We start from the raw sequence: 19532 nt of genomic DNA on the forward strand, positions 1-19532 counted from the left end.
TCCGGGGCCCGCGCCTGACCAGGCCGGGACCGCCGCTCGAGAGTTTCCCGCCGTGAATCAACGCCCTCTAGTCAGCATCGTCATCCCTGCCTTCAATCCACGCTTCTTCAGCCAGGCGTTCGAGAGTGCGCTGGCCCAGACCTGGGAGCGGATCGAAATCGTCATCTGCGACGATTCGGCCGGTGATGAGATCCGCCAGGCGGTGGACGCCATCTCCGAACCGCCCCATCCGGTGCGTTATCTGCGCAACCCGCGGCGCCTGGGTATGCAGAAGAACCTGCTGCGCTGTGTCGAAGAGGCGCGGGGCGAGCTGATCAAGATCCTCTGTGACGACGACCGCCTGTTCGCCCCGAGCATTGCCATGCAGGCCCGGGTGCTGGTCGACCACCCCGAGATCAATCTGGTCTGCGCCCTGCGCATGATGAGCGACGCCGGCAACTTCATTCTGCCGCCGCGGGTCGAGAACGCCCGGCTGTCGCCGAACGACGCCATGCTCAAGGGCGACGACATGCTGGCGATCCTCGAGAGCACGCCGCGCAACTTCCTCGGTAATTTCAGTTCGACCCTGATGCGCCGCGCCGATGTGCTGGAGCTGCTGCCGGCCTTGACGCAAGAGGGCGCGGGGTTTGTCGCGCTGCTGGATCTGGCGTTGTTCGTGTGCCTGATGCGGCGTGGCAACCTGGCGCTGCTCAATACCGTGCTGAGCACCGAACGCTTGTATCCGGAACGCTTGAGCAAGCAGCCGGAAATGCTGCGGGCGGCGAAGCTCGAATGGGACTGGCTGGCGCAGATGCTCGCCGCGCGCAGCGGCGAGTCGGCCCCGGCCTCGGGCTGGGTGCGTTGCGTCGACCTGGCGAAAATGTCGGAGCCGTCCTGGCAGTGGGAAGAGCTCTGCGTGACCCGGGTACTCGGTAACCGCAACACCGTGGTCAGTGGTCGGGTCGGCGGCGAGAGCGAAAGTTATGCCGACTTCTACCAGGAGTGGCTGGCGATCCGGCGTTTCAGCGAGATCGAGAAACGCCACCTGCCACAACGTATCGCCAGCTGGCCGGTGCGGTCGCAGATCGTGCCCATCGTGATTGACCTGGACACCGATGGCACGGCCCTGGAGTCGACCCTGCGGAGCCTGGGGCAGCAGTTGTATGCGCCGCAGGCAATCCTGGTCCTGTCCAATGCCGAATGCGCGGAGCACGAACGCGTGTTGCAACTGCCGCTGGAAACGCAGTGGCCGCAGCAGCTCAATGCGCTGGTGCCGCAACTGGAAGGTTGCCACTGGTTTTACCTGCTGCGCGCCGGCGACATCCTCCAGGAATCGGCGCTGCTGATCCTCGCCGAGCGCATCGCCGCGACGCCGGGCGCGCTGTGCATCTACAGCGATGAAGGCGCGCGGATCGAGGGCGAGTCCAGCGACCCGGTGTTCAAGCCCGACTTCAACCTGGACCTGATGCGCGGTTACCCCTATGTCGGCCGGACGCTGGCGTTCGAGCGCCAGCGCTTTCTGGCCCTGGGCGGTTTCGATCCGGCCTTCGGCGAGCTGGCCCCTCATGACGTGCTGTGGCGCCTGGTGGAAGAGGCGGGGCCGCAGACCATCGGACACATTGCCGAGATCCAGGTCGAGAGCCCGTTCAATTTCGCCGACTGGCTGTCGCTGCCCCAAGTGATCGAGGGCAATGCCGGCCTGGTCGGTGCGCATCTGGACAGGATCGGCGTCGAGTACCGGATTCGTCATGACGAATTGCCGCTGCTCAACCACATCGACTACCTGTTCCCGCAGCGGCCGCTGGTGTCGATCATCATCCAGGCCGGCGATTCGCTGGCGGCCTTGCAGCGTTGCACCGAGAGCCTGATCGAAAAGACCGCCTACAGCCATTACGAGATCCTGATCGTCGACAGCGGCAGTCGCGACCCGGCCATGGCCGGCTGGCTGCAGGCCATGGCGCAGCTGGGCGCCGACATGTTGCGGGTGGTGCCGTTCGCCGGCAGCGGCACTGAGGCGGCGGTGCGCAATTACGCGGCGCAACAGGCGCGCGGCGAGTACCTGCTGTTGCTCAGCGCCAATGCCCTGATCTGCTCCGGCGACTGGCTGGACGAGCTGCTCAATCACGCCCAGCGGCCGGAAGTGGGCGTGGTGGGGGCGCGAATACTGGGGCCGGACGGCTCGATCGCGCATGCCGGGTTGATCCTCGGCCTGGCTGGAGCCGCCAGTTCTCCGTTCCAAGGCGAGGCCGCCAGCGCCCGCGGCTACATGCAGCGCTTGCAGGTGCCGCAGAGCTGGAGTGCGGTCAGCGGCGATTGCCTGCTGGTGCGCAAGGAAGTCTTCGACAGTGTCGGCCAGCTGGACGAGGCCAACTATTCCCAGGGGCTGAGTGACGTCGACCTGTGCCTGCGAATCAATCGCGACGGTTACCTGGTGGTCTGGACGCCCTATGCCAGCGTGGTGCTTGTGCCTGCCGAAAAGGGGTCGCCGGAACCCGAGGAGCTGGCAATACGGGAGCGCGAGCACGACACTTTTTACCGCCGCTGGATGCCCCAGGTCGCCCGCGATCCGGCCTACAATCCGGCCCTGAGCCTGGGGTATTCCAGCTTCAGCCTGGAAGTGGGGCTGCGCAATAACTGGAACCCGTTCTCGACCCGGGCCTTGCCGCTGGTGCTCGGCTTGCCGGTGAACAGCTCGGCGGTGGGGCATTACCGGGTGACCGCGCCTCTGGCCGCGCTGGAAGAGGAGGGGCGGCTGATCGGTCGGTTTGCCTACGAGTCACCCGCGAGCGTGGAGATCGAGCGCCTGTCTCCTGATTCGATCATCCTGCAGTGCCGCTACAGCGATGGCGCGGTGAGCGACATCCAGCGCATGAAAAAGTACTCCAGCGCTTTACGGGTATTCGAACTGGACGACTATGTGGTCAGTGCGCCGAAGAAAAATACCCATGCGCGCAATCAGCCACTGAATACCGAAGCCATGCTGCGCCAGGGCATCGCCCTGTGCGACCGGGTGGTGGTCACCACGCAACCGCTGGCCGATGCGCTGGCGGGCATGCACAGCGACATCCGGATCGTGCCGAACATGCTGCCGGTCGACCCCTGGGGCAGCCTGGCCAGTCGTCGCGGTACCTCGAGCAAGCCGCGGGTGGGCTGGGGTGGCGGCACCAGCCATACGGGCGACCTGGAAATCATCGCCGAGACAGTGCGCGAGCTGGCCAATGAAGTCGAGTGGGTGTTCTTCGGCATGTGTCCGGATGAATTGCGGCCCTACGTCCATGAGTTCCACCCAGCGATAGGCCTGCAGGCCTATCCGTTCAAGCTGGCCAGCCTCAACCTCGACCTGGCCCTGGCGCCGCTGGAGTTCCATATCTTCAACGACTGCAAGAGCAACCTGCGCCTGCTGGAGTACGGCGCCTGCGGTTACCCGGTGATCTGCACCGACACCGAGGCCTACCGCGGCTATCTGCCCTGTACCAAGGTCGTCAGCAACAGCACCCGGGAATGGATCGAGGCGATCCGCATGCACCTGGCCGACCCCGAGGCCAGCTACCGCATGGGCGATGCATTGCGCGAAGAAGTCCTGCGCGACTACATGCTGCGGGGCAACAACTTGAATCTGTGGCTGCAGGGTTGGTTGCCGGATTAATCCGGGACGGGAACTGAACAAGCCAGGCTTTCGACGCCTGGCTTTTTTATGGCGGCGATCCAGGGAAGGGCGCGCCGGTTTTTTCGCTGCTGAAGGCGGTCGTCGTTGCGTTGCCTCCCGGACTGTCCACGGCGCCAGGGCCATGAACTGGGACCCAGGAGCTGGCTCGTTTCCTGCAAGCCCCCCTCGATATCGCCATAAAACGAGCGTTTTCGCTGACCCGCGAGACGCCGTCAACGGCACAAGGTTTTATCCAGAAGGCCCGCAAAAAGCTCGGTACAGCTTGGCAGAGCCCTGTGACGAACAAGAGGGGAGACGATGAAGGCAGTTATTTTGGCGGGTGGCCTGGGTACGCGCATCAGCGAGGAGTCCCATCTCAAGCCCAAGCCGATGATCGAGATTGGCGGCAAGCCAATTCTCTGGCACATCATGAAGCAGTACTCCGCCCACGGCATTCACGACTTCGTGATCTGCCTGGGCTACAAGGGGTACGCGATCAAGGATTTCTTCGCCAACTACTTCCTGCACACCTCCGACGTCACCTTCGACATGCGGGAAAACCGCATGGACGTTCACCAGAACTACAGCGAGCCCTGGCGCGTGACCCTGATCGACACCGGTGAGGAAACCATGACCGGTGGCCGTCTGCGCCGGGCCGGACGCTACCTGGAGAACGAAGAAGCCTTCTGCTTTACCTACGGCGACGGCGTGTCCGACCTGAATATTGGCGCCCTGGTGGACTTCCACCTGGCCCACGGCAAGTACGCGACCGTCACCGCAGTGCAGCCGCCCGGCCGTTACGGCGCCCTGGAGCGCGATGGCGACAGCGTCCTGGGCTTTACCGAAAAGCCCCGCGGTGACGGTGGCTGGATCAACGGCGGCTTCTTCGTGCTGTCGCCCAAGGTGTTGCCGCTGCTGAGCGCCGACGACACGGTGTGGGAAGCCGAGCCGCTGACCACCCTGGCCCGGCAAGGCCAGTTGCACGCCTTCCAGCACGACGGCTTCTGGCATCCGATGGACACCCTGCGTGACAAGAACCACCTGGAGCAGCTCTGGCAGAGCGGGGAGGCCCCATGGAAGCAATGGGACTGAGCCCGCAATTCTGGCGTGGCAAGCGGGTCTTGTTGACCGGCCACACCGGCTTCAAGGGCAGCTGGCTGACCCTGTGGCTGCAAAGCCTGGGGGCCGAAGTCAGCGGTTTCTCCCTGGACCCTGCGACCGAGCCGAGCCTGTTCGAGCTGGCGCGGGTCGCCGAGGGCATCAACGACCAGCGGGGCGACCTGCGCGATCTCGGCGCCTTGCTGGAGCTGATCGCCGAGACGCAGCCGGAAATCGTCCTGCACCTGGCGGCGCAACCGTTGGTGCGCGAGGGCTATCGCGACCCGCTGGGCACATACTCGAGCAACGTGATGGGCACGTTGAACCTGCTGGAAGCGATCCGCCAGGTCGGCGGCGTGCGTGCCTGCGTGCTGGTGACCACCGATAAGGTCTACGCCAACCAGGAATGGCTGTGGCCGTATCGCGAAAACGAAGCCCTGGGCGGGCATGACCCCTACAGCAGCAGCAAGGCGTGCTGCGAGTTGCTGGCGCAGTCCTATGCCGCTTCATTCTTCCCGGCCGAGCGTTATGCCGAGCACGGCCTGGCCCTGGCCACGGCGCGCGCCGGCAACGTGCTGGGTGGCGGTGACTTTGCCCCCGAACGGCTGATCCCCGATGTGCTCAAGGCCTGGTCGGCCGACGAGCCGGTGACCCTGCGCTACCCGCAGGCGGTGCGCCCGTGGCAGCACGCCCTGGAGCCATTGGCCGGCTACCTGCAACTGGCCGCCGGGCTCTACGAACAAGGGCCGCAGTTCGCCGGGGCCTGGAACTTCGGGCCAAGCGAAGCGGACATGTGCAGCGTCGGTGAAGTGGTCGAATTGCTGGCCGCACGCTGGCCGGCAGCCCCCGGCTTGCGCATCGAACCGAGCGAGCTGCACGAGGCCGGCCTGCTGCGCCTGGACAGCAGCCGCGCACGCCAGCTGCTGGCCTGGCAACCGCGCTGGTCGCTGCAGCAATGCCTGGCGCAGACCCTGGACTGGCACCTGGCCTGGCAGCGTAGCGACGACATGCGCGCCGTCACCCTGGACCAGTTGAACCTCTATCGGGGGGCGCTGTGAGCGAGTTCCTGTTGCACGCCTTGCCCCTGGACGGCCTGTTCAGTGTCCAGCACAAACGCCATGAAGATCAGCGCGGGCAGTTCTCCCGCCTGTTCTGCGAAGGCAGCCTGAGCGCCTTCGGCCAGCCGTTCCATATTCGCCAGATCAATCATTCCTGCACCCGTTTACGCGGCAGCGTGCGCGGCCTGCATTACCAGACCGCGGCGCGTCCGGAAGCCAAGTTGATCACCTGCCTGCGCGGCGAAGTCTGGGATGTGGCGGTGGACTTGCGCCATGGCTCGCCGACCTTCCTGCAGTGGCACGCCGAGCACCTGCGCGCCGGCGACGGCCGCAGCCTGCTGCTGCCGGCTGGCTTCGCCCACGGTTTCCAGGCCCTGAGCGACGACGCCGAGCTGCTGTACCTGCACAGCGCCGATTACGCCCCGGAGCATGAAGCCGGGCTGTCGGTGCTCGACCCGCGCCTGGCGATAAGCTGGCCGCTGCCTGTCAATAATCTGTCGGTCAGGGATGAGCGTCATCCCTGGCTCGATGCCGAGTTCGCTGGAGTGCGTCTATGAACTGCCGCGGTTGTGGCACCCCGTTGAGCCTGCCCCTGATCGACCTGGGCACCTCGCCGCCGTCCAACGCCTACCTGCGGGCCGAGCAGCTCGAACAGGCCGAGCAGTGGGTGCCGCTGAAGGTCCAGGTGTGCCAGGCCTGCTGGCTGGTGCAGACCGAGGACTACACCCGCGCCGACAGTCTGTTCGATGCCGACTACGCCTATTTCAGTTCTTTCTCCAGCACCTGGCTCAAGCATGCCGAGCGCTATGTGGCCGAGATGGTCGAGCGTTTCGCCCTGGGGGCCGACAGCCGTGTGGTGGAAGTCGCGGCCAACGACGGCTACCTGCTGCAATACGTGGCCAAGCGTGGCATCGCCTGTTTGGGCGTCGAGCCGACCCACAGCACTGCGCAAGCGGCGCGGGAAAAGGGCCTGGAGATTCGCGAGCTGTTCTTCGGTCGTGAGGCCGCGCGGCGGTTGCGGCAAGAGGGCTGGCCGGCGGACCTGATGGCCGCCAACAATGTGCTGGCCCACGTGCCGGACATCAACGATTTCCTCGGCGGTTTCGCCAGCTTGCTCAAGCCGACGGGCGTGGCGACTTTCGAGTTTCCGCAGTTGCTGACGCTGATGGCCGGCCAGCAGTTCGACACCCTGTATCACGAGCACTATTCCTACCTGTCGCTGACCGCGGTGCAGGCGCTGTGCGAGCGCAATGGCCTGGAAGTCTTCGACGTCAGCCAATTGCCGACCCACGGCGGTTCGCTGCGGGTCTTCGTGCAGCGCAGCGACGGCTCTCGCCGCGAGGTGCAGGCGGCGGTGCAACAGCAGTTGCAGCTCGAGCAACAGGCCGGGGTCAAGACCCCTGAGTACTACACGACCCTGGCGCCGGCCGCCGAGCGGATCAAGCATGAGTTGCTGCGCTTCCTGCTCCAGGCCAAGGCCGAAGGCAAGCGCGTGGTGGGTTACGGCGCCGCGGCCAAGGGCAACACCTTGCTCAATTACGCCGGGGTCAAGCCGGACCTGCTGGCCTGGGTCGCCGACGCCAGCCCGCACAAGCAGGGCAAGTTCCTGCCCGGCAGCCGGATTCCGGTGGTCGCGCCAGAGCGTATCGACAGCGAGCGCCCGGACTATGTGCTGGTGCTGCCATGGAACCTGTTGTCGGAAGTCAGCGAGCAACTGGCCCACGTTCGCCAGTGGGGCGGGCGTTTCGTGATCGCCGTGCCCGAGTTGAAGCTGCTGTGAGTGGCTTGAAGGTACTGGTCACCGGGGCCAGCGGTTTTGTCGGCCGGCATCTGGTCGCCGCCTTGCTGGCCCGCGGCTGCCAGGTGCGGGCGCTGGCCCGTGATCCACAAAAGCTGGCCGCCATGCCCTGGGCTGGAGCGGTGGAGCGGGTGGCCGCGGACGTGCATGCCGCCGACAGCGATATCGCCTCCCTGGTCGAGGGCGTCGATGCCCTGGTGCACCTGGCCTGGCCGGGGCTGCCGAACTACAAGTCGCTGTTTCATCTCGAGTACAACCTGATGGCCGACTACCGGTTCATCAAGGCCGCGGTCGAGGCGGGCGTGCCCCAGGTCATGATCACCGGTACCTGTTTCGAATACGGTATGCAGAGCGGTCCGCTCGACGAGCAGACACCGGCGCAGCCGAGCAATCCCTATGGGCTGGCCAAGCACAGCCTGCGGCTGTTCCTGGAAAACTTGCAGCAGCAACGGCCTTTCACCCTGCAATGGGCGCGGCTGTTCTATCTGCATGGTGTTGGGCAGAACCCCAACAGTCTGCTGGCCGCCCTGGACCGGGCGATCGACGCTGGCGACGCGGTGTTCGACATGTCCGCCGGCGAACAGCTGCGCGATTACCTGGCCATCGAGGACGCCGCCGCCAGCCTTGCGGCGCTGCTGCAACGGCGGGATTTTTCCGGGGTGGTCAACTGTTCCAGCGGCCAGCCGATATCGGTTCGTGCGCTGGTCGAGCGACGGGTGCGCGAGCGCGGCTCGATGATCCGCCTGAACCTGGGGCATTACCCCTATCCCGCCCACGAACCCATGGCGTTCTGGGGGGCGAATGAGCGCCTGCAACAACTATTGGGAGCAGAACATGGGGCATGAGTTGTATCGGGTCATGGACCTGCCGGTGCTGCAGAACCGCACCTTCGCCGACGCGCAGAGCGCCAGGGCGTCGGCCTCTGCCGACATGGTGCTGGTGCAGGACGAGGAGAGCGGCCTGATCTTCAACCAGGCTTTCGACCCCGACAAGCTGAGCTACGACAGCGACTACCAGAACGAGCAGGCCCACTCGGCGCAGTTCCAGCGCCACCTGCAGGATGTCGAGGGCATCATCGCCCGGCATTTCAAGGGCCGCGAGCTGATCGAGGTCGGTTGCGGCAAAGGCTATTTCCTCGAACTGCTGCGTGAGCGGGGTTACCGCATCACCGGCATCGATCCGGCCTACGAGGGCGATAACGCCGATGTGATCAAGGCGCCCTTTACCCGTGGCCTGGGGCTGTCGGCCGATGCCGTGGTGTTGCGCCATGTGCTGGAGCATATCGCCGACCCGCGGGCGTTCCTGGCGGAGATGGCCGAGGCCAACCAGGGCGGGCAGATCTACATCGAAGTGCCGTGCTTCGACTGGATCGTCGAGCATCGCGCCTGGTTCGACGTGTTTTACGAGCATGTGAACTACTTCCGCCTGGATGACCTGCGGCGGATGTTCGGCACCGTGCACGAGGCTGGCCACCTGTTCGGCGGCCAGTACCTGTATGTGGTGGCCGACCTCGGCACCTTGCGCGAGCCCGGCGAGACAGCGGTCGAGCGTCTGGAGATGCCGCTGGATTTCACCGCCAGCATCGAGCGGGCCAAGCAGATCATCCAGGCCCGGCCCGAGGCGGGCTCGGCGATCTGGGGCGCGTCCTCCAAGGGTGTGATCTATTCGCTGTTCCTGCAGCGCGCGGGCGTTTCGGTGGACCAGGTGGTGGATATCAATCCGGCCAAGCAGGGCCGTTATCTGCCCCTGAGCGGTGCCCGCGTGTCGTCCCCCGAAGAGGTCATGGCGACCTTGCCCGAGGGCGCCAACCTGTTTGTGATGAATTCCAACTATCTCGACGAGATCAAGCGCATGACCGATGGGCGTTATGTCTATCACGCAGTCGACAGCGCTTCGTTCAAATGACGTTTATTGAGACCCGACCATGACCGACAACAGCATTATCCAAGCCTTCGAAGCCGAGTGTCAGGAGCAGATCCGCGCCCAGGGCGAAGACCAGAAACTCAAGGGCCTGGCGCGCGATTTCTTCAACGAGTCCGCCGGCCACAAGTACAGCTATCACTTCTCCTGGATGGGCCGCCCGATCATCCAGCTGCCCCAGGACATGATGGCCATGCAGGAGATCATCTGGCGGGTCAAGCCGGACCTGGTGATCGAATGCGGCATCGCCCACGGCGGCTCGATCATCTACTACGCCTCGCTGCTCGAACTGCAGGGCCACGGCGAAGTGCTGGGCATCGACCTGGATATCCGCGCCCATAACCGCGAAGCCATCGAAAGCCATCCGATGAGCAAGCGCATCAAGATGATCGAAGGCTCGAGCATCGATCCGGCGATTGCCGAGCAGGTGCGTGCCGCGGCCGCGGGCAAGAAAGTCATCCTGGTCCTGGATTCCAACCACACCCACGAGCACGTGCTCGAAGAGTTGCGCCTGTATGCGCCGCTGGTGTCGGTGGACAGCTACTGCGTGGTGATGGACACCGTGGTCGAGGACATGCCGGCGGACTTCTTCCCGGACCGTCCATGGGGCCCGGGCGACAACCCGAAAACCGCGGTCTGGGCCTACCTGGAAGAGAACCGCGACTTCGAAATCGACTACCAGATGCAGAACAAGCTGCTGATCACCGTGGCGCCGGATGGCTATCTGCGTCGCGTTCGTTGAGTTCAATGGTTTGCAGGTAACAGCACTTTGCCGGTTGTGGGGAAACACTGATGCAGGTTCAAGACAAGGCTCAAAACACTAGCGCACCGTTGAGCGAGCGTTTCACGCTGGTGGTGATGTCCCACAATCGCAAGGCGTTCTTGCGCCGCACCTTGCAGTACTACAGCACCTACCCCTGCAAGATCCTGGTGCTGGACTCTTCTCTGCACGCCGACGAAAGCCTGGCCGGGCAGTTCCCCCAGGTCGACTACCGGCATCTGCCGCAGTACACCTACAAGGGCCTGCAGGACAAGCTGACCTACGGTGTCGGGCAGGTGACGACGCCGTACATGGTGTTTGCCGCCGACGACGACTTCCTGCTGCATGGCGCGCTGACCGAGTCGGTGGAGTTTCTCGAAGCCAACCCCGACTACGGCCTGTGCCACGGCTACGGGATGATGTACCTGGCCCGCGCCGCCGAGGTGAACTACTACCGGCGCGATTGCCGGGTGATCGAGGACTACGCCTCGGAAGATGCCGGCGAGCGGGTCATGGCGTTCATGAGCCATTTCCTGCCGCCGTTCTACGCGGTGACCCGCACCGACCTGCTGCAACAGTGGTACAGCCTGCTGCCGCCGGGGACCAGCTTCGAATGGCAGGAAATCGGCCATACCTTCTTCCTGCTGGCCTCGGCCAAGGCGCGGATCCTGCCGATCCCGTTCGCCGTGCGGGAGGTCAACTACAATGCCTCGGAGCACAACACCGATGTGTTGACGGTGCTGACCTACGGCGACGCCAAGTCGGTGGCTCAGCGCGAGGAGTTCGCCGGGTTCCTGGCATCGTTGCCCACCGGCTTGAGCGCCCAGGGGCCGCAACAGGCCAAGCAGCTTGCCCTGGACAGCTTCAGGGCCATGGCCGAGTGTCTGCTCACCGGGCGCTCGCTCAATGGCAAGATGATTTTCCGTTCGGCCTGGGTCGAGCCCGGGGCCGAGCCGGTGCGTTCGTTCGGCCCGGAACAGTTCGTCGAGATGCCGTTCTACAACAAGCCGATGTTCGACCTGTTGACCGAGTTCGAATTCCTCATGCACGCGATGCCGGCTGGCCGCCTGCAGCTCCAGGAGCTTGAAGGCGTGCTGCTCAAGCAGCAGGAACTGATGCAGGTACAACCCAACGACACCGACCGCACCCTGCGCAGCCGCTTGTGGGAGGCGCTGTCGTGCAACCTGTTCAACCTTGAGGTAGTCCGGCGTCTGGCGGCCTCGCTGCAGGCTTCCACGGAACAGGACTCCGAGGAACAGAACGATGCCCGCAAATTGCAGGCCTGGGCCGAGCGCCTGGCGTCGGTGCCGTTCCAGGACAGCCCGGGGCTGCTGGAGAACATGCCTTCGGGGCGCCTGCTGAAGTGGCTGGAGGCGCGCAACCCCGAGGCGCAACAGCTCAAGTCGATCAACGAGCACCTGGCCCGGCACAACGGTGGGCCGAGCTTCGGCATCCTGCTGCTCGACCTCGACGCGGACATGGTCAAGTTGCAGGCGACCTTCGACAGCCTGGTCAACGGCCATTGCCGGTCCTTCCAGGTGGTGGTCTTCACCACGGGCGACCTGCCGGCGACCACCACCGCCCAGGACACCGTGCATTTCGTCAAGGTCAGCACCAGCAACTATGTGGAGCGGATCAACCAGGTCGCGGCGCAATCCTCCCGTGACTGGCTGCTCCTGGCCCGTGCCGGCGAGCGTTTCACCGCCAGCGGCCTGCTGCGCGCCAGCCTGGAACTGCTTGGCGCGCAAGGGTGCCGCGCGGTGGCCATGGACGAAATCCACTACGGCGCCGATGGCGCGCTGAAGGATGTGTTCCGCCCGGGCGTCAACCTTGACCTGCTGCAAAGCGTGCCGGACATGATGGCCGGCCACTGGCTGATTCGCCGGGATGTGCTGGCGGCTGCCGGCGGCTATTCGACGGCCTTTCCACAAGCCATGGAATACGACCTGCTGCTGCGTCTGATCGAAGACGGCGGGCTGGCCGGCCTGGCCCACTTGGCCGAGCCGCTGTTGATCGGCCAGGCCGCGACAGTGGAGGAGAACACCCAGTACAGCCAGGTGTTGACCCGTCATCTGGGCAAGCGTGGCTACCGGGCCCAGGTCAGCGCGGCGCAAACCGGCGTCTACCAGATCAACTACAGCCATGGTGAGCGTCCGCTGGTCTCGATCATCCTGCGCAGCGAAGACAACCTCGAGCAGCTGCAGCGCTGCCTGGTCAGCGTGCTGCAACGCACGCGCTACCAGCGTTACGAAGTGGTCATCGGCGACAACCACAGCCAGTGCGAAGAACTGGCCAACTGGCTCACCAGCCTGGAGCAGAAGGGCGATCGTATCCGCGTGCTGCGCAGCCCACAGCGCCTGAGCGTCGCGGCGCTGTACAACGCGGCGAGCCAGGAGGCCCGCGGCGACTACCTGGTGTTGCTGGCGGCCGACGGCGAAGTGGTCAATGCCGACTGGATGGAGAGCCTGCTCAATCAGGCGCAGCGGCCGGAAGTGGGGATCGTCGGCGCGCGCCTGGTGGACGCCAAGGGGGGGACCACCTCGGCCGGCCTGGTGCTTGGGCTGAACGAGCATCTGGGCGCGGCATTCGCCGGTGAGCCGAAAGGTGCCAGCGGCTACCTGAACGGCTTGCTCGCCGAGCAGAACTATTCGGCGGTCTCCGGGGCCTGCCTGATGATTCGCAAGGAGGTCTACAACGCCGTCGGCGGCCTGGACGAAGAACACTTCGCCGAAGCATTCGCTGATGTCGACCTGTGCCTGAAGGTCGCCGAAGCCGGGTTGTTGACGGTCTGGACCCCGCAGGTGCAGATCCTCCATCCGGGTACCCTGGCGGACGATACCCAGGCCGCGGCGGCGCTGCGTGACAAATGGCAGGCCCGCTTCGAGCACGATGTGGCCTACAACCAGAACCTGAGCCGGAGCGGCAAGGGCTTCACCCCTGGCGCTCCTGCCAGTGTCGACTGGGCGCAGCTGCTCGCATAAGCCTGGCTGACAGGAAAAAGGACTCAAGGCATGTTCAACGGCAAATCGATTTTCATCTCCGGCGGCACCGGTTCGTTCGGGCGCAATTTCATCCGGCGTCTGCTGGAGCAATACCAGCCCAAGCGGGTGGTGGTGTTCTCCCGCGATGAACTGAAACAGTATGAAATGCAGCAGACCTTCAATGCGTCCTGCATGCGTTATTTCCTTGGCGACGTGCGTGACGCCGAACGTCTGCGCCAGGCCATGCGCGGGATCGACTATGTGGTGCACGCCGCGGCCCTGAAGCAGGTGCCGGCCGCGGAATACAACCCCACCGAGTGCATCCGCACCAACGTCAACGGCGCGGAAAACATCATCGCCGCGGCCATCGACAATGGCGTGAAGAAAGTGGTCGCGCTGTCCACCGACAAGGCGGCCAGCCCGGTCAACCTGTATGGCGCGACCAAGCTGCTGTCGGACAAGCTGTTCGTCGCGGCGAACAATATCGCCGGCGACCAGCCGACCCGTTTTGCCGTGGTGCGCTACGGCAACGTGGCCGGCTCCCGAGGCTCGGTGGTGCCATTCTTCAGCAAGCTGATCGCCGAAGGCGCCCGCGAACTGCCAATCACCGACGCGCGCATGACCCGTTTCTGGATCACCCTGGATCACGGGGTGCAGTTCGTGCTCGACAGCTTCTCGCGCATGCATGGCGGTGAAGTCTTCGTGCCGAAGATCCCGTCGATCCGGATCGTCGACCTGGCGCGTGGCATGGCGCAAAACCTGCCGCACAAGCAGGTGGGCATTCGTCCGGGGGAAAAACTCCACGAGCTGATGGTGCCGCTGGATGACGCGCGCATGACCCTGGAGTTCGCCGATCACTACACCATCCAGCCGTCGATCCGCTTTACCAATGTCAACGTCGACTTTGCCGTGGACGGCCTGGGCGAGCGCGGGCGACCGGTGGACGAGCAGTTCGAATACCGCTCCGACACCAATCCGCATTTCCTCTCGGTGGGCCAGATCGCCGAGCTGCATGCCGGGCTGTCGGCATGATTCCCTACGGGCGCCAGAGTCTCGACCAGGCGGACATCGATGCGGTGGTCGCGGTGCTGCAGTCCGACTGGCTGACCCAGGGCCCGACCATCGAACGCTTCGAGCAGGCCATGGCGGCGCGCTGCGAGGCCGTCCATGGGGTGGCGGTATGCAACGCCACGGCGGCCTTGCACATTGCCTGCCTGGCCGCCGGGCTGGGGCCGGGAGACCGGCTGTGGACCACGCCCAATACCTTCCTGGCCTCGGCCAACTGCGGACGTTATTGCGGCGCCGAGGTGGACTTCGTCGATATCGACCCGCGCACCTGGAACATGGATGCCCGGGCGCTGGCACACAAGCTGGAGGCCGCCGAACGCACGGGCAGCCTGCCCAAGGTGGTGGTGGCGGTGGCGTTCTCCGGGCAAAGCTGCGACATGCGGGCCATGGCGCAGTTGGCGCAGCGTTATGGCTTCGTGCTGATCGAGGATGCCTCCCACGCGGTGGGTGCCTCCTATGCCGGGCGGCCGGTGGGCTGTGGCGAATTCGCTTCGATGACGGTGTTCAGTTTTCATCCGGTGAAGATCATCACCAGCGCCGAGGGCGGCATGGTCCTGACCAACAGCCCGCAACTGGCGGACCACCTGCGGCGCTTGCGCAGCCACGGCATGACCCGCGACCCGGCGCAGATGACCGAGCCCAGCCATGGACCCTGGTACTACCAGCAGACCGAGCTGGGTTTCAATTACCGCATCACCGATCTGCAGGCGGCCCTGGGCTTGTCCCAACTAGGCAAGCTCGACGCGTTCATTGCCCGGCGCCGGCAACTGGCGGCCCGTTATGACCACTTGCTGGCCGATCTGCCGCTGACCCTGCCGCAGGCTCAGGAGCAGGCGCAGTCGGCATGGCATCTGTACGTGGTGCGCTTGCAACCCGAACGCATCCGCCGCTCCCATCGCGAGGTGTTCGAGGCATTGCGCGAGGCCGGGGTCGGGGTCAATCTGCATTACATCCCGGTGCACCTGCAGCCGTATTACCGCGACCTGGGATTCGCCGTGGGGGATTTCCCCGAGGCCGAACGCTACTACGCCGAGGCCATCAGCCTGCCGCTGTTTCCGGCGCTGGAGGATGAGCAGCAGGTGTATGTGGTCGAGCAATTGCGCCAGCTTATCCAGGAGCCCGCCCAGCCTTGAGTGCCATCGCCATCATTCCCGCCCGTGGCGGCAGCAAACGCATCGCGCGCAAGAACCTCAAGCCGTTCGACGGCGTGCCGATGATTGCCCGCTCGATTGCGACGGCGCTGCGCTCCGGGTTGTTCGATCAGGTGCTGGTCAGTACCGACGACCCGGAGATCGCCGAGTTGGCCAGGGCCAGCGGCGCCACGGTGCCGTTCATGCGCCCGGCCGAGCTGGCGGACGATTTCACCGGCACCGGGCCGGTGATCGTGCATGCCTTGAATGTGTTGCACGAGCGTGGCGAGACCTTCGATTACGCCTGCTGCATCTATGCCACCGCGCCTTTGCTGCAGGTGCGCTACCTGCACCAGGGGTTCACGGCGCTGGAGGCCCATCCCGACAAGTCCTTCGCGTTTTCCGTGTGCAGCTTTGGGTTCCCGGTGCAGCGGGCCTTGATCCTCGACGAGCAGGGCGCGCTGACCTCGCTTTATCCGGAGTTTCGCAACACCCGCTCCCAAGACTTGCCGCCGGCCTATCAGGATGCCGGGCAGTTCTATTGGGGGCGTAGCGAGGCCTGGCTGCGCGGCGACCTGGTGTTTTCCCCGCTCAGCCTGCCGGTGATCCTGCCGCGCCATCTGGTGCAGGACATCGACACCGAGGAAGACTGGTTGCGCGCGGAATACCTGTACGCGGCGCTCAAGGCCGGTGGAGAACTGGAGTGAGGGTGCTGATCCGTGCCGATGCCTCGCCGGCCATTGGCAGCGGCCATATCGCCCGCTGCCTGACCCTGGCCAGGGCGTTGCGCGAGCAGGGCGCCACAGTGGCTTTCGCCTGTCGGAGCTTGCCCGGGCAGCAGTTGGACTGTCTGGCCGAACTGGGTTTCCTGACTTTCGCCCTGCCGGCGAATTATCCAGGTGAATGCGCGCAGGACATCGAGGCGCCGTTGCCCTGGCGGGTGGATATCGCTGCCTTGCAGGCAGTGTTGCAGGATCAGCCGCGATTCGATTGGGTGCTGGTCGATCACTACGGTCTCGACCGGCAGTGGCAGCAGGCGGCACGGCAATGGGCACCGCGGATTGCCGCCATCGATGACCTGGCCAACCGGCGGCATGCCGTCGATCTGTTGCTCGACCAGAACTTCAGCGGCACACCGCAGGCCTATGCCGGCTTGATCGACGCTGAGTGCCGGGCGCTGCTGGGGCCGCATTTCGCCTTGCTGCGCGAGGAGTTCCGCTGCCCGCCGATCGCCATTCGCGAGCGAGCGAATCGGGTGCTGGTGAATTTCGGCGGTTTCGATGCGGCCAGCCAGACATACCAGGCGATGCTGGCCTTGAGTGCGTTCGACGGCCTGCAAGTGGATTTTGTCGCCGGGGCCGGTAACCCGGCCTGGGCACAGATGCAGGAACTGGCGGCCGGTCGTGGGCATTGGCGCTTGCACGCCTATGTCAGCGACTTTTCCCGCTTGATGGCCGAGGCTGACCTGTTTATCGGTGCCGGCGGCGGCACCAGCTGGGAGCGCGCCGCCCTGGGCCTGCCAACCCTGTGCATCAGCGTCGCCGGCAATCAAGAGGCCAATGCCCGGTTGTTGGCCGAGGCGGGCATGCATGTCTACCTGGGGTCCAGCGAGCAGGTGAGCGTCGAGCAAATCCGCCAGGCGGTCGCGGTGCTCGTCGGCGATTACTCGCTGCGCCAGACCCTGGCGCAACGCTCCCGGCAACTGGTGGACGGGCAGGGTGCATCGCGGGTGGCGGCGGCCCTGTTCGAGATGACCCGCAATCCATTGCGTCGCACCGGGGATGATCCGGCCACCGGAGAATTTACGCTTGAATCGAAGGAAAACCCCAATGACTAGTTTCAAGATCGGCTCGCGCTCGATTGGCGCCGGTTCGCCGCCGTTCATCATTGCCGAGATGAGCGGCAACCATAACCAGTCGCTGGACGTTGCCCTGCAGATCGTCGAGGCCGCGGCCAAGGCCGGCGCCCATGCCCTGAAATTACAGACTTATACCGCCGACACCATGACCCTGGACCTGGAGCATGGCGAATTCTTCATCAAGGATCCGGCCAGTCTCTGGGCCGGTTCCTCGTTGTATGCCCTGTATGAAAAGGCCCATACGCCCTGGCAGTGGCATGCGCCGATCTTCGCCCGCGCCAGGGAGCTGGGGATGCTGGCGTTCTCCACGCCGTTCGATGAGAGCGCGGTGGACTTCCTCGAAAGCCTCGACGTGCCGGCGTACAAGATCGCCAGTTTCGAAAACACCGACCTGCCGCTGATTCGTCGGGTTGCGGCCACCGGCAAGCCGCTGATCATTTCCACCGGCATGGCCAGCATCGCCGAGCTGGACGAAAGCGTGCGCGCCGCCCGGGAGGCCGGCTGCAAGGACCTGGTGCTGCTCAAGTGCACCAGTACCTACCCGGCTTCGCCGGAAAACAGCAACATCCTGACCATCCCGCATTTGCGCGAGCTGTTCGGCTGCGAGGTCGGTTTGTCCGACCACTCCATGGGCGTCGGGGTTTCTGTGGCCGCCGTGGCGCTGGGCGCCACAGTGGTGGAGAAACACTTCACCCTCGACCGCGCCGCTGGCGGGGTGGATGCGAGTTTTTCCCTGGAGCCGGCGGAGCTGCACAGCCTGGTGGTGGAAACCGAACGCGCCTGGCAGGCCCTGGGCCAGGTACGTTACGGCGCGACCGAGGCCGAGCGGCAATCGGTGCTGTACCGCCGTTCCCTCTATGTCACCCGCGATATGGCGGCGGGGGAGGTGTTCAGCAGCGATAACGTCAGGGCCATTCGTCCCGGCCTGGGGTTGGCTCCCAAGCACATCGACGCGATCCTCGGGCGTTGTGCGCGCCAGGCCCTCAAGCGCGGTACCGCACTGGATTGGGCATTTGTCGAATAGCCGTTTGTATGGCTGATTCGGCAAAATAGCGTGACCTGCGAGTCATAACGCGCATCTTCACTGTATTGTATTGACCGGGGAGATGGCGCCTGGCCGGTAAACGGTGCAGTGATAGCCTTCTATTTCTTCCCGCTGTCGCCCGTCAGGGGCGCCAGGATGTCTGTTTGTCGGCAGCCCCGGTCCCGGTGGTCGGGGTATTCAGCTGTTTATTATTGGGAAGCCGTAATGATTGGCATAAAGAGCATTGCGAGCTACGTGCCTGTAGCCGGCGTAGACAATTACGCACAAGGTGCAAAATTCGAGAAGGATGAAGAATTCATCCTGGGCAAGATCGGTTCGGCCTTCCTGCCGCGCAAAGACGCCGCGCAGGAAACCTCGGACCTGTGTGTCGAAGCAGTCAATACGCTGTTCGCCAACAACCCGCAACTGTCGCGCGAGTCGATCGACGCGCTGATCGTCGTCACCCAGAACGGCGACGAAGAAGGCCTGCCGCACACCGCCGCCATCGTCCAGGACAAGCTGGGCCTGCCGACCCACGTCGCGGCCTTCGATATTTCCCTGGGCTGCTCCGGTTATGTCTATGGCATCTACGCGCTCAAGGGCTTCATGGAAGCCGCGGGCCTGAAGAACGGCCTGCTGGTCACCGCCGACCCTTACTCGAAGATCGTCGATCCGAAAGACCGTAACACCACCATGCTGTTCGGCGATGCGGCGACCGCGACCTGGATGGGCGAAGACGCTCCCTGGCAGCTGGGCAAGGCCAAGTTCGGCACCGACGGTTCCGGCGCTCCGCACCTGAAAGTCACCGATGGGGTGTTTTTCATGAATGGCCGCCAGGTGTTCAACTTTGCCCTGCTGAAAGTCCCGGCGCATTTGAATGAGCTGCTGGATGAGTCCGGCCTGAAGGAGGAGCAGATCGATGCGTTCTGTATCCACCAGGGCAGTGCGGCGATCGTCGATGCCGTGGCGCGCCGTTTCGAAGGCGAGCCGGAGAAGTTCATCAAGGACATGGTCGAGACCGGTAACACCGTGTCGTCGAGCATTCCGCTGCTGCTGGAAAAGCACGTGCTCGAATCGAAGTGGCAACGTGTGGCCCTGAGTGGCTTCGGTGTAGGGCTGTCCTGGGGCTCGGCGATTATCTATCGCCCATGAGTTGATCCCGCGGCATCCTAAAATAGCGCCCAGGGTGTACCCTGAGCGCTATTTTTTTTG

The 19532-nt window shown here is 64.6% G+C and carries 14 protein-coding genes and 1 pseudogene; all 15 read left to right on the top strand.

Annotated features, from left to right (window positions below):
- Window positions 1–52 precede the first annotated feature (52 nt).
- The 15 genes and pseudogenes from H0I86_RS07910 to H0I86_RS07980 all read left to right on the top strand — a co-directional run bounded on the left by H0I86_RS07910 (window position 53) and on the right by H0I86_RS07980 (window position 19472).
- Window positions 53–3625: a glycosyltransferase gene (locus H0I86_RS07910; protein ID WP_180924618.1), complete on the top strand. Its 3573-nt coding sequence runs from the start codon at window positions 53–55 to the stop codon at window positions 3623–3625.
- 318 nt (window positions 3626–3943) lie between these two features.
- Complete coding sequence (gene rfbF, locus H0I86_RS07915) at window positions 3944–4717, top strand: glucose-1-phosphate cytidylyltransferase (protein WP_180924619.1); 774 nt, start codon at window positions 3944–3946, stop codon at window positions 4715–4717.
- Window positions 4699–5781: a CDP-glucose 4,6-dehydratase gene (rfbG, locus tag H0I86_RS07920; RefSeq protein WP_180924620.1), complete on the top strand. Its 1083-nt coding sequence runs from the start codon at window positions 4699–4701 to the stop codon at window positions 5779–5781. Before rfbF ends, rfbG begins: the two co-directional genes overlap by 19 nt.
- Entirely contained in the window at window positions 5778–6338 is a 561-nt protein-coding gene (locus H0I86_RS07925) for a dTDP-4-dehydrorhamnose 3,5-epimerase family protein (RefSeq protein WP_180924621.1), read from the top strand. The genes rfbG and H0I86_RS07925 overlap by 4 nt, the downstream gene beginning before the upstream one ends.
- The gene (locus H0I86_RS07930; RefSeq protein ID WP_180924622.1) at window positions 6335–7561 is read left to right on the top strand and encodes a class I SAM-dependent methyltransferase; all 1227 of its coding nucleotides are present in this window, start codon (window positions 6335–6337) and stop codon (window positions 7559–7561) included. The genes H0I86_RS07925 and H0I86_RS07930 overlap by 4 nt, the downstream gene beginning before the upstream one ends.
- Before the next feature lie 5 nt (window positions 7562–7566).
- Window positions 7567–8424, top strand: a complete 858-nt coding sequence (locus tag H0I86_RS07935) for an NAD-dependent epimerase/dehydratase family protein (protein WP_180925805.1) — start codon at window positions 7567–7569, stop codon at window positions 8422–8424.
- Window positions 8414–9484, top strand: a complete 1071-nt coding sequence (locus H0I86_RS07940) for a class I SAM-dependent methyltransferase (protein WP_180925806.1) — start codon at window positions 8414–8416, stop codon at window positions 9482–9484. Before H0I86_RS07935 ends, H0I86_RS07940 begins: the two co-directional genes overlap by 11 nt.
- 19 nt (window positions 9485–9503) lie before the next feature.
- A complete protein-coding gene (locus tag H0I86_RS07945) occupies window positions 9504–10241 on the top strand; it encodes a cephalosporin hydroxylase family protein (RefSeq protein ID WP_124307930.1) in 738 nt (245 codons plus the stop codon).
- A 50-nt stretch (window positions 10242–10291) separates the two neighbouring features.
- Entirely contained in the window at window positions 10292–13240 is a 2949-nt protein-coding gene (locus H0I86_RS07950; RefSeq protein WP_180924623.1) for a TIGR00180 family glycosyltransferase, read from the top strand.
- 30 nt (window positions 13241–13270) lie between these two features.
- The gene (pseB, locus tag H0I86_RS07955; protein WP_180924624.1) at window positions 13271–14272 is read left to right on the top strand and encodes a UDP-N-acetylglucosamine 4,6-dehydratase (inverting); all 1002 of its coding nucleotides are present in this window, start codon (window positions 13271–13273) and stop codon (window positions 14270–14272) included.
- Window positions 14269–15441, top strand: coding sequence for a UDP-4-amino-4,6-dideoxy-N-acetyl-beta-L-altrosamine transaminase (pseC, locus tag H0I86_RS07960; RefSeq protein WP_180924625.1), 1173 nt, complete (start codon window positions 14269–14271; stop codon window positions 15439–15441). The genes pseB and pseC overlap by 4 nt, the downstream gene beginning before the upstream one ends.
- Window positions 15438–16145: a pseudaminic acid cytidylyltransferase gene (gene pseF, locus H0I86_RS07965; protein WP_180924626.1), complete on the top strand. Its 708-nt coding sequence runs from the start codon at window positions 15438–15440 to the stop codon at window positions 16143–16145. The genes pseC and pseF overlap by 4 nt, the downstream gene beginning before the upstream one ends.
- Window positions 16142–17185: pseudogene (gene pseG, locus H0I86_RS07970) on the top strand (UDP-2,4-diacetamido-2,4,6-trideoxy-beta-L-altropyranose hydrolase); the annotation flags it as partial. The gene pseF and the pseudogene pseG, both read left to right, overlap by 4 nt.
- An 82-nt stretch (window positions 17186–17267) precedes the next feature.
- Window positions 17268–18320: a pseudaminic acid synthase gene (gene pseI, locus H0I86_RS07975; protein WP_096373369.1), complete on the top strand. Its 1053-nt coding sequence runs from the start codon at window positions 17268–17270 to the stop codon at window positions 18318–18320.
- Between the two features lie 225 nt (window positions 18321–18545).
- The gene (locus H0I86_RS07980) at window positions 18546–19472 is read left to right on the top strand and encodes a ketoacyl-ACP synthase III (RefSeq protein ID WP_180924628.1); all 927 of its coding nucleotides are present in this window, start codon (window positions 18546–18548) and stop codon (window positions 19470–19472) included.
- Window positions 19473–19532 lie beyond the last annotated feature (60 nt).

This window comes from Pseudomonas chlororaphis subsp. aurantiaca (assembly GCF_013466605.1).
GTDB classification, from domain to species: domain Bacteria; phylum Pseudomonadota; class Gammaproteobacteria; order Pseudomonadales; family Pseudomonadaceae; genus Aquipseudomonas; species Aquipseudomonas chlororaphis_I.

Coding starts and splice junctions, on each gene's coding strand:
- rfbF (WP_180924619.1), top strand. CDS start 3,944: ATGAAGGCAGTTATTTTGGCGGGTGGCCTGGGTACGCGCATCAGCGAG.
- rfbG (WP_180924620.1), top strand. CDS start 4,699: ATGGAAGCAATGGGACTGAGCCCGCAATTCTGGCGTGGCAAGCGGGTC.
- H0I86_RS07930 (WP_180924622.1), top strand. CDS start 6,335: ATGAACTGCCGCGGTTGTGGCACCCCGTTGAGCCTGCCCCTGATCGAC.
- H0I86_RS07940 (WP_180925806.1), top strand. CDS start 8,414: ATGGGGCATGAGTTGTATCGGGTCATGGACCTGCCGGTGCTGCAGAAC.
- H0I86_RS07945 (WP_124307930.1), top strand. CDS start 9,504: ATGACCGACAACAGCATTATCCAAGCCTTCGAAGCCGAGTGTCAGGAG.
- H0I86_RS07950 (WP_180924623.1), top strand. CDS start 10,292: ATGCAGGTTCAAGACAAGGCTCAAAACACTAGCGCACCGTTGAGCGAG.
- pseB (WP_180924624.1), top strand. CDS start 13,271: ATGTTCAACGGCAAATCGATTTTCATCTCCGGCGGCACCGGTTCGTTC.
- pseC (WP_180924625.1), top strand. CDS start 14,269: ATGATTCCCTACGGGCGCCAGAGTCTCGACCAGGCGGACATCGATGCG.
- pseI (WP_096373369.1), top strand. CDS start 17,268: ATGACTAGTTTCAAGATCGGCTCGCGCTCGATTGGCGCCGGTTCGCCG.
- H0I86_RS07980 (WP_180924628.1), top strand. CDS start 18,546: ATGATTGGCATAAAGAGCATTGCGAGCTACGTGCCTGTAGCCGGCGTA.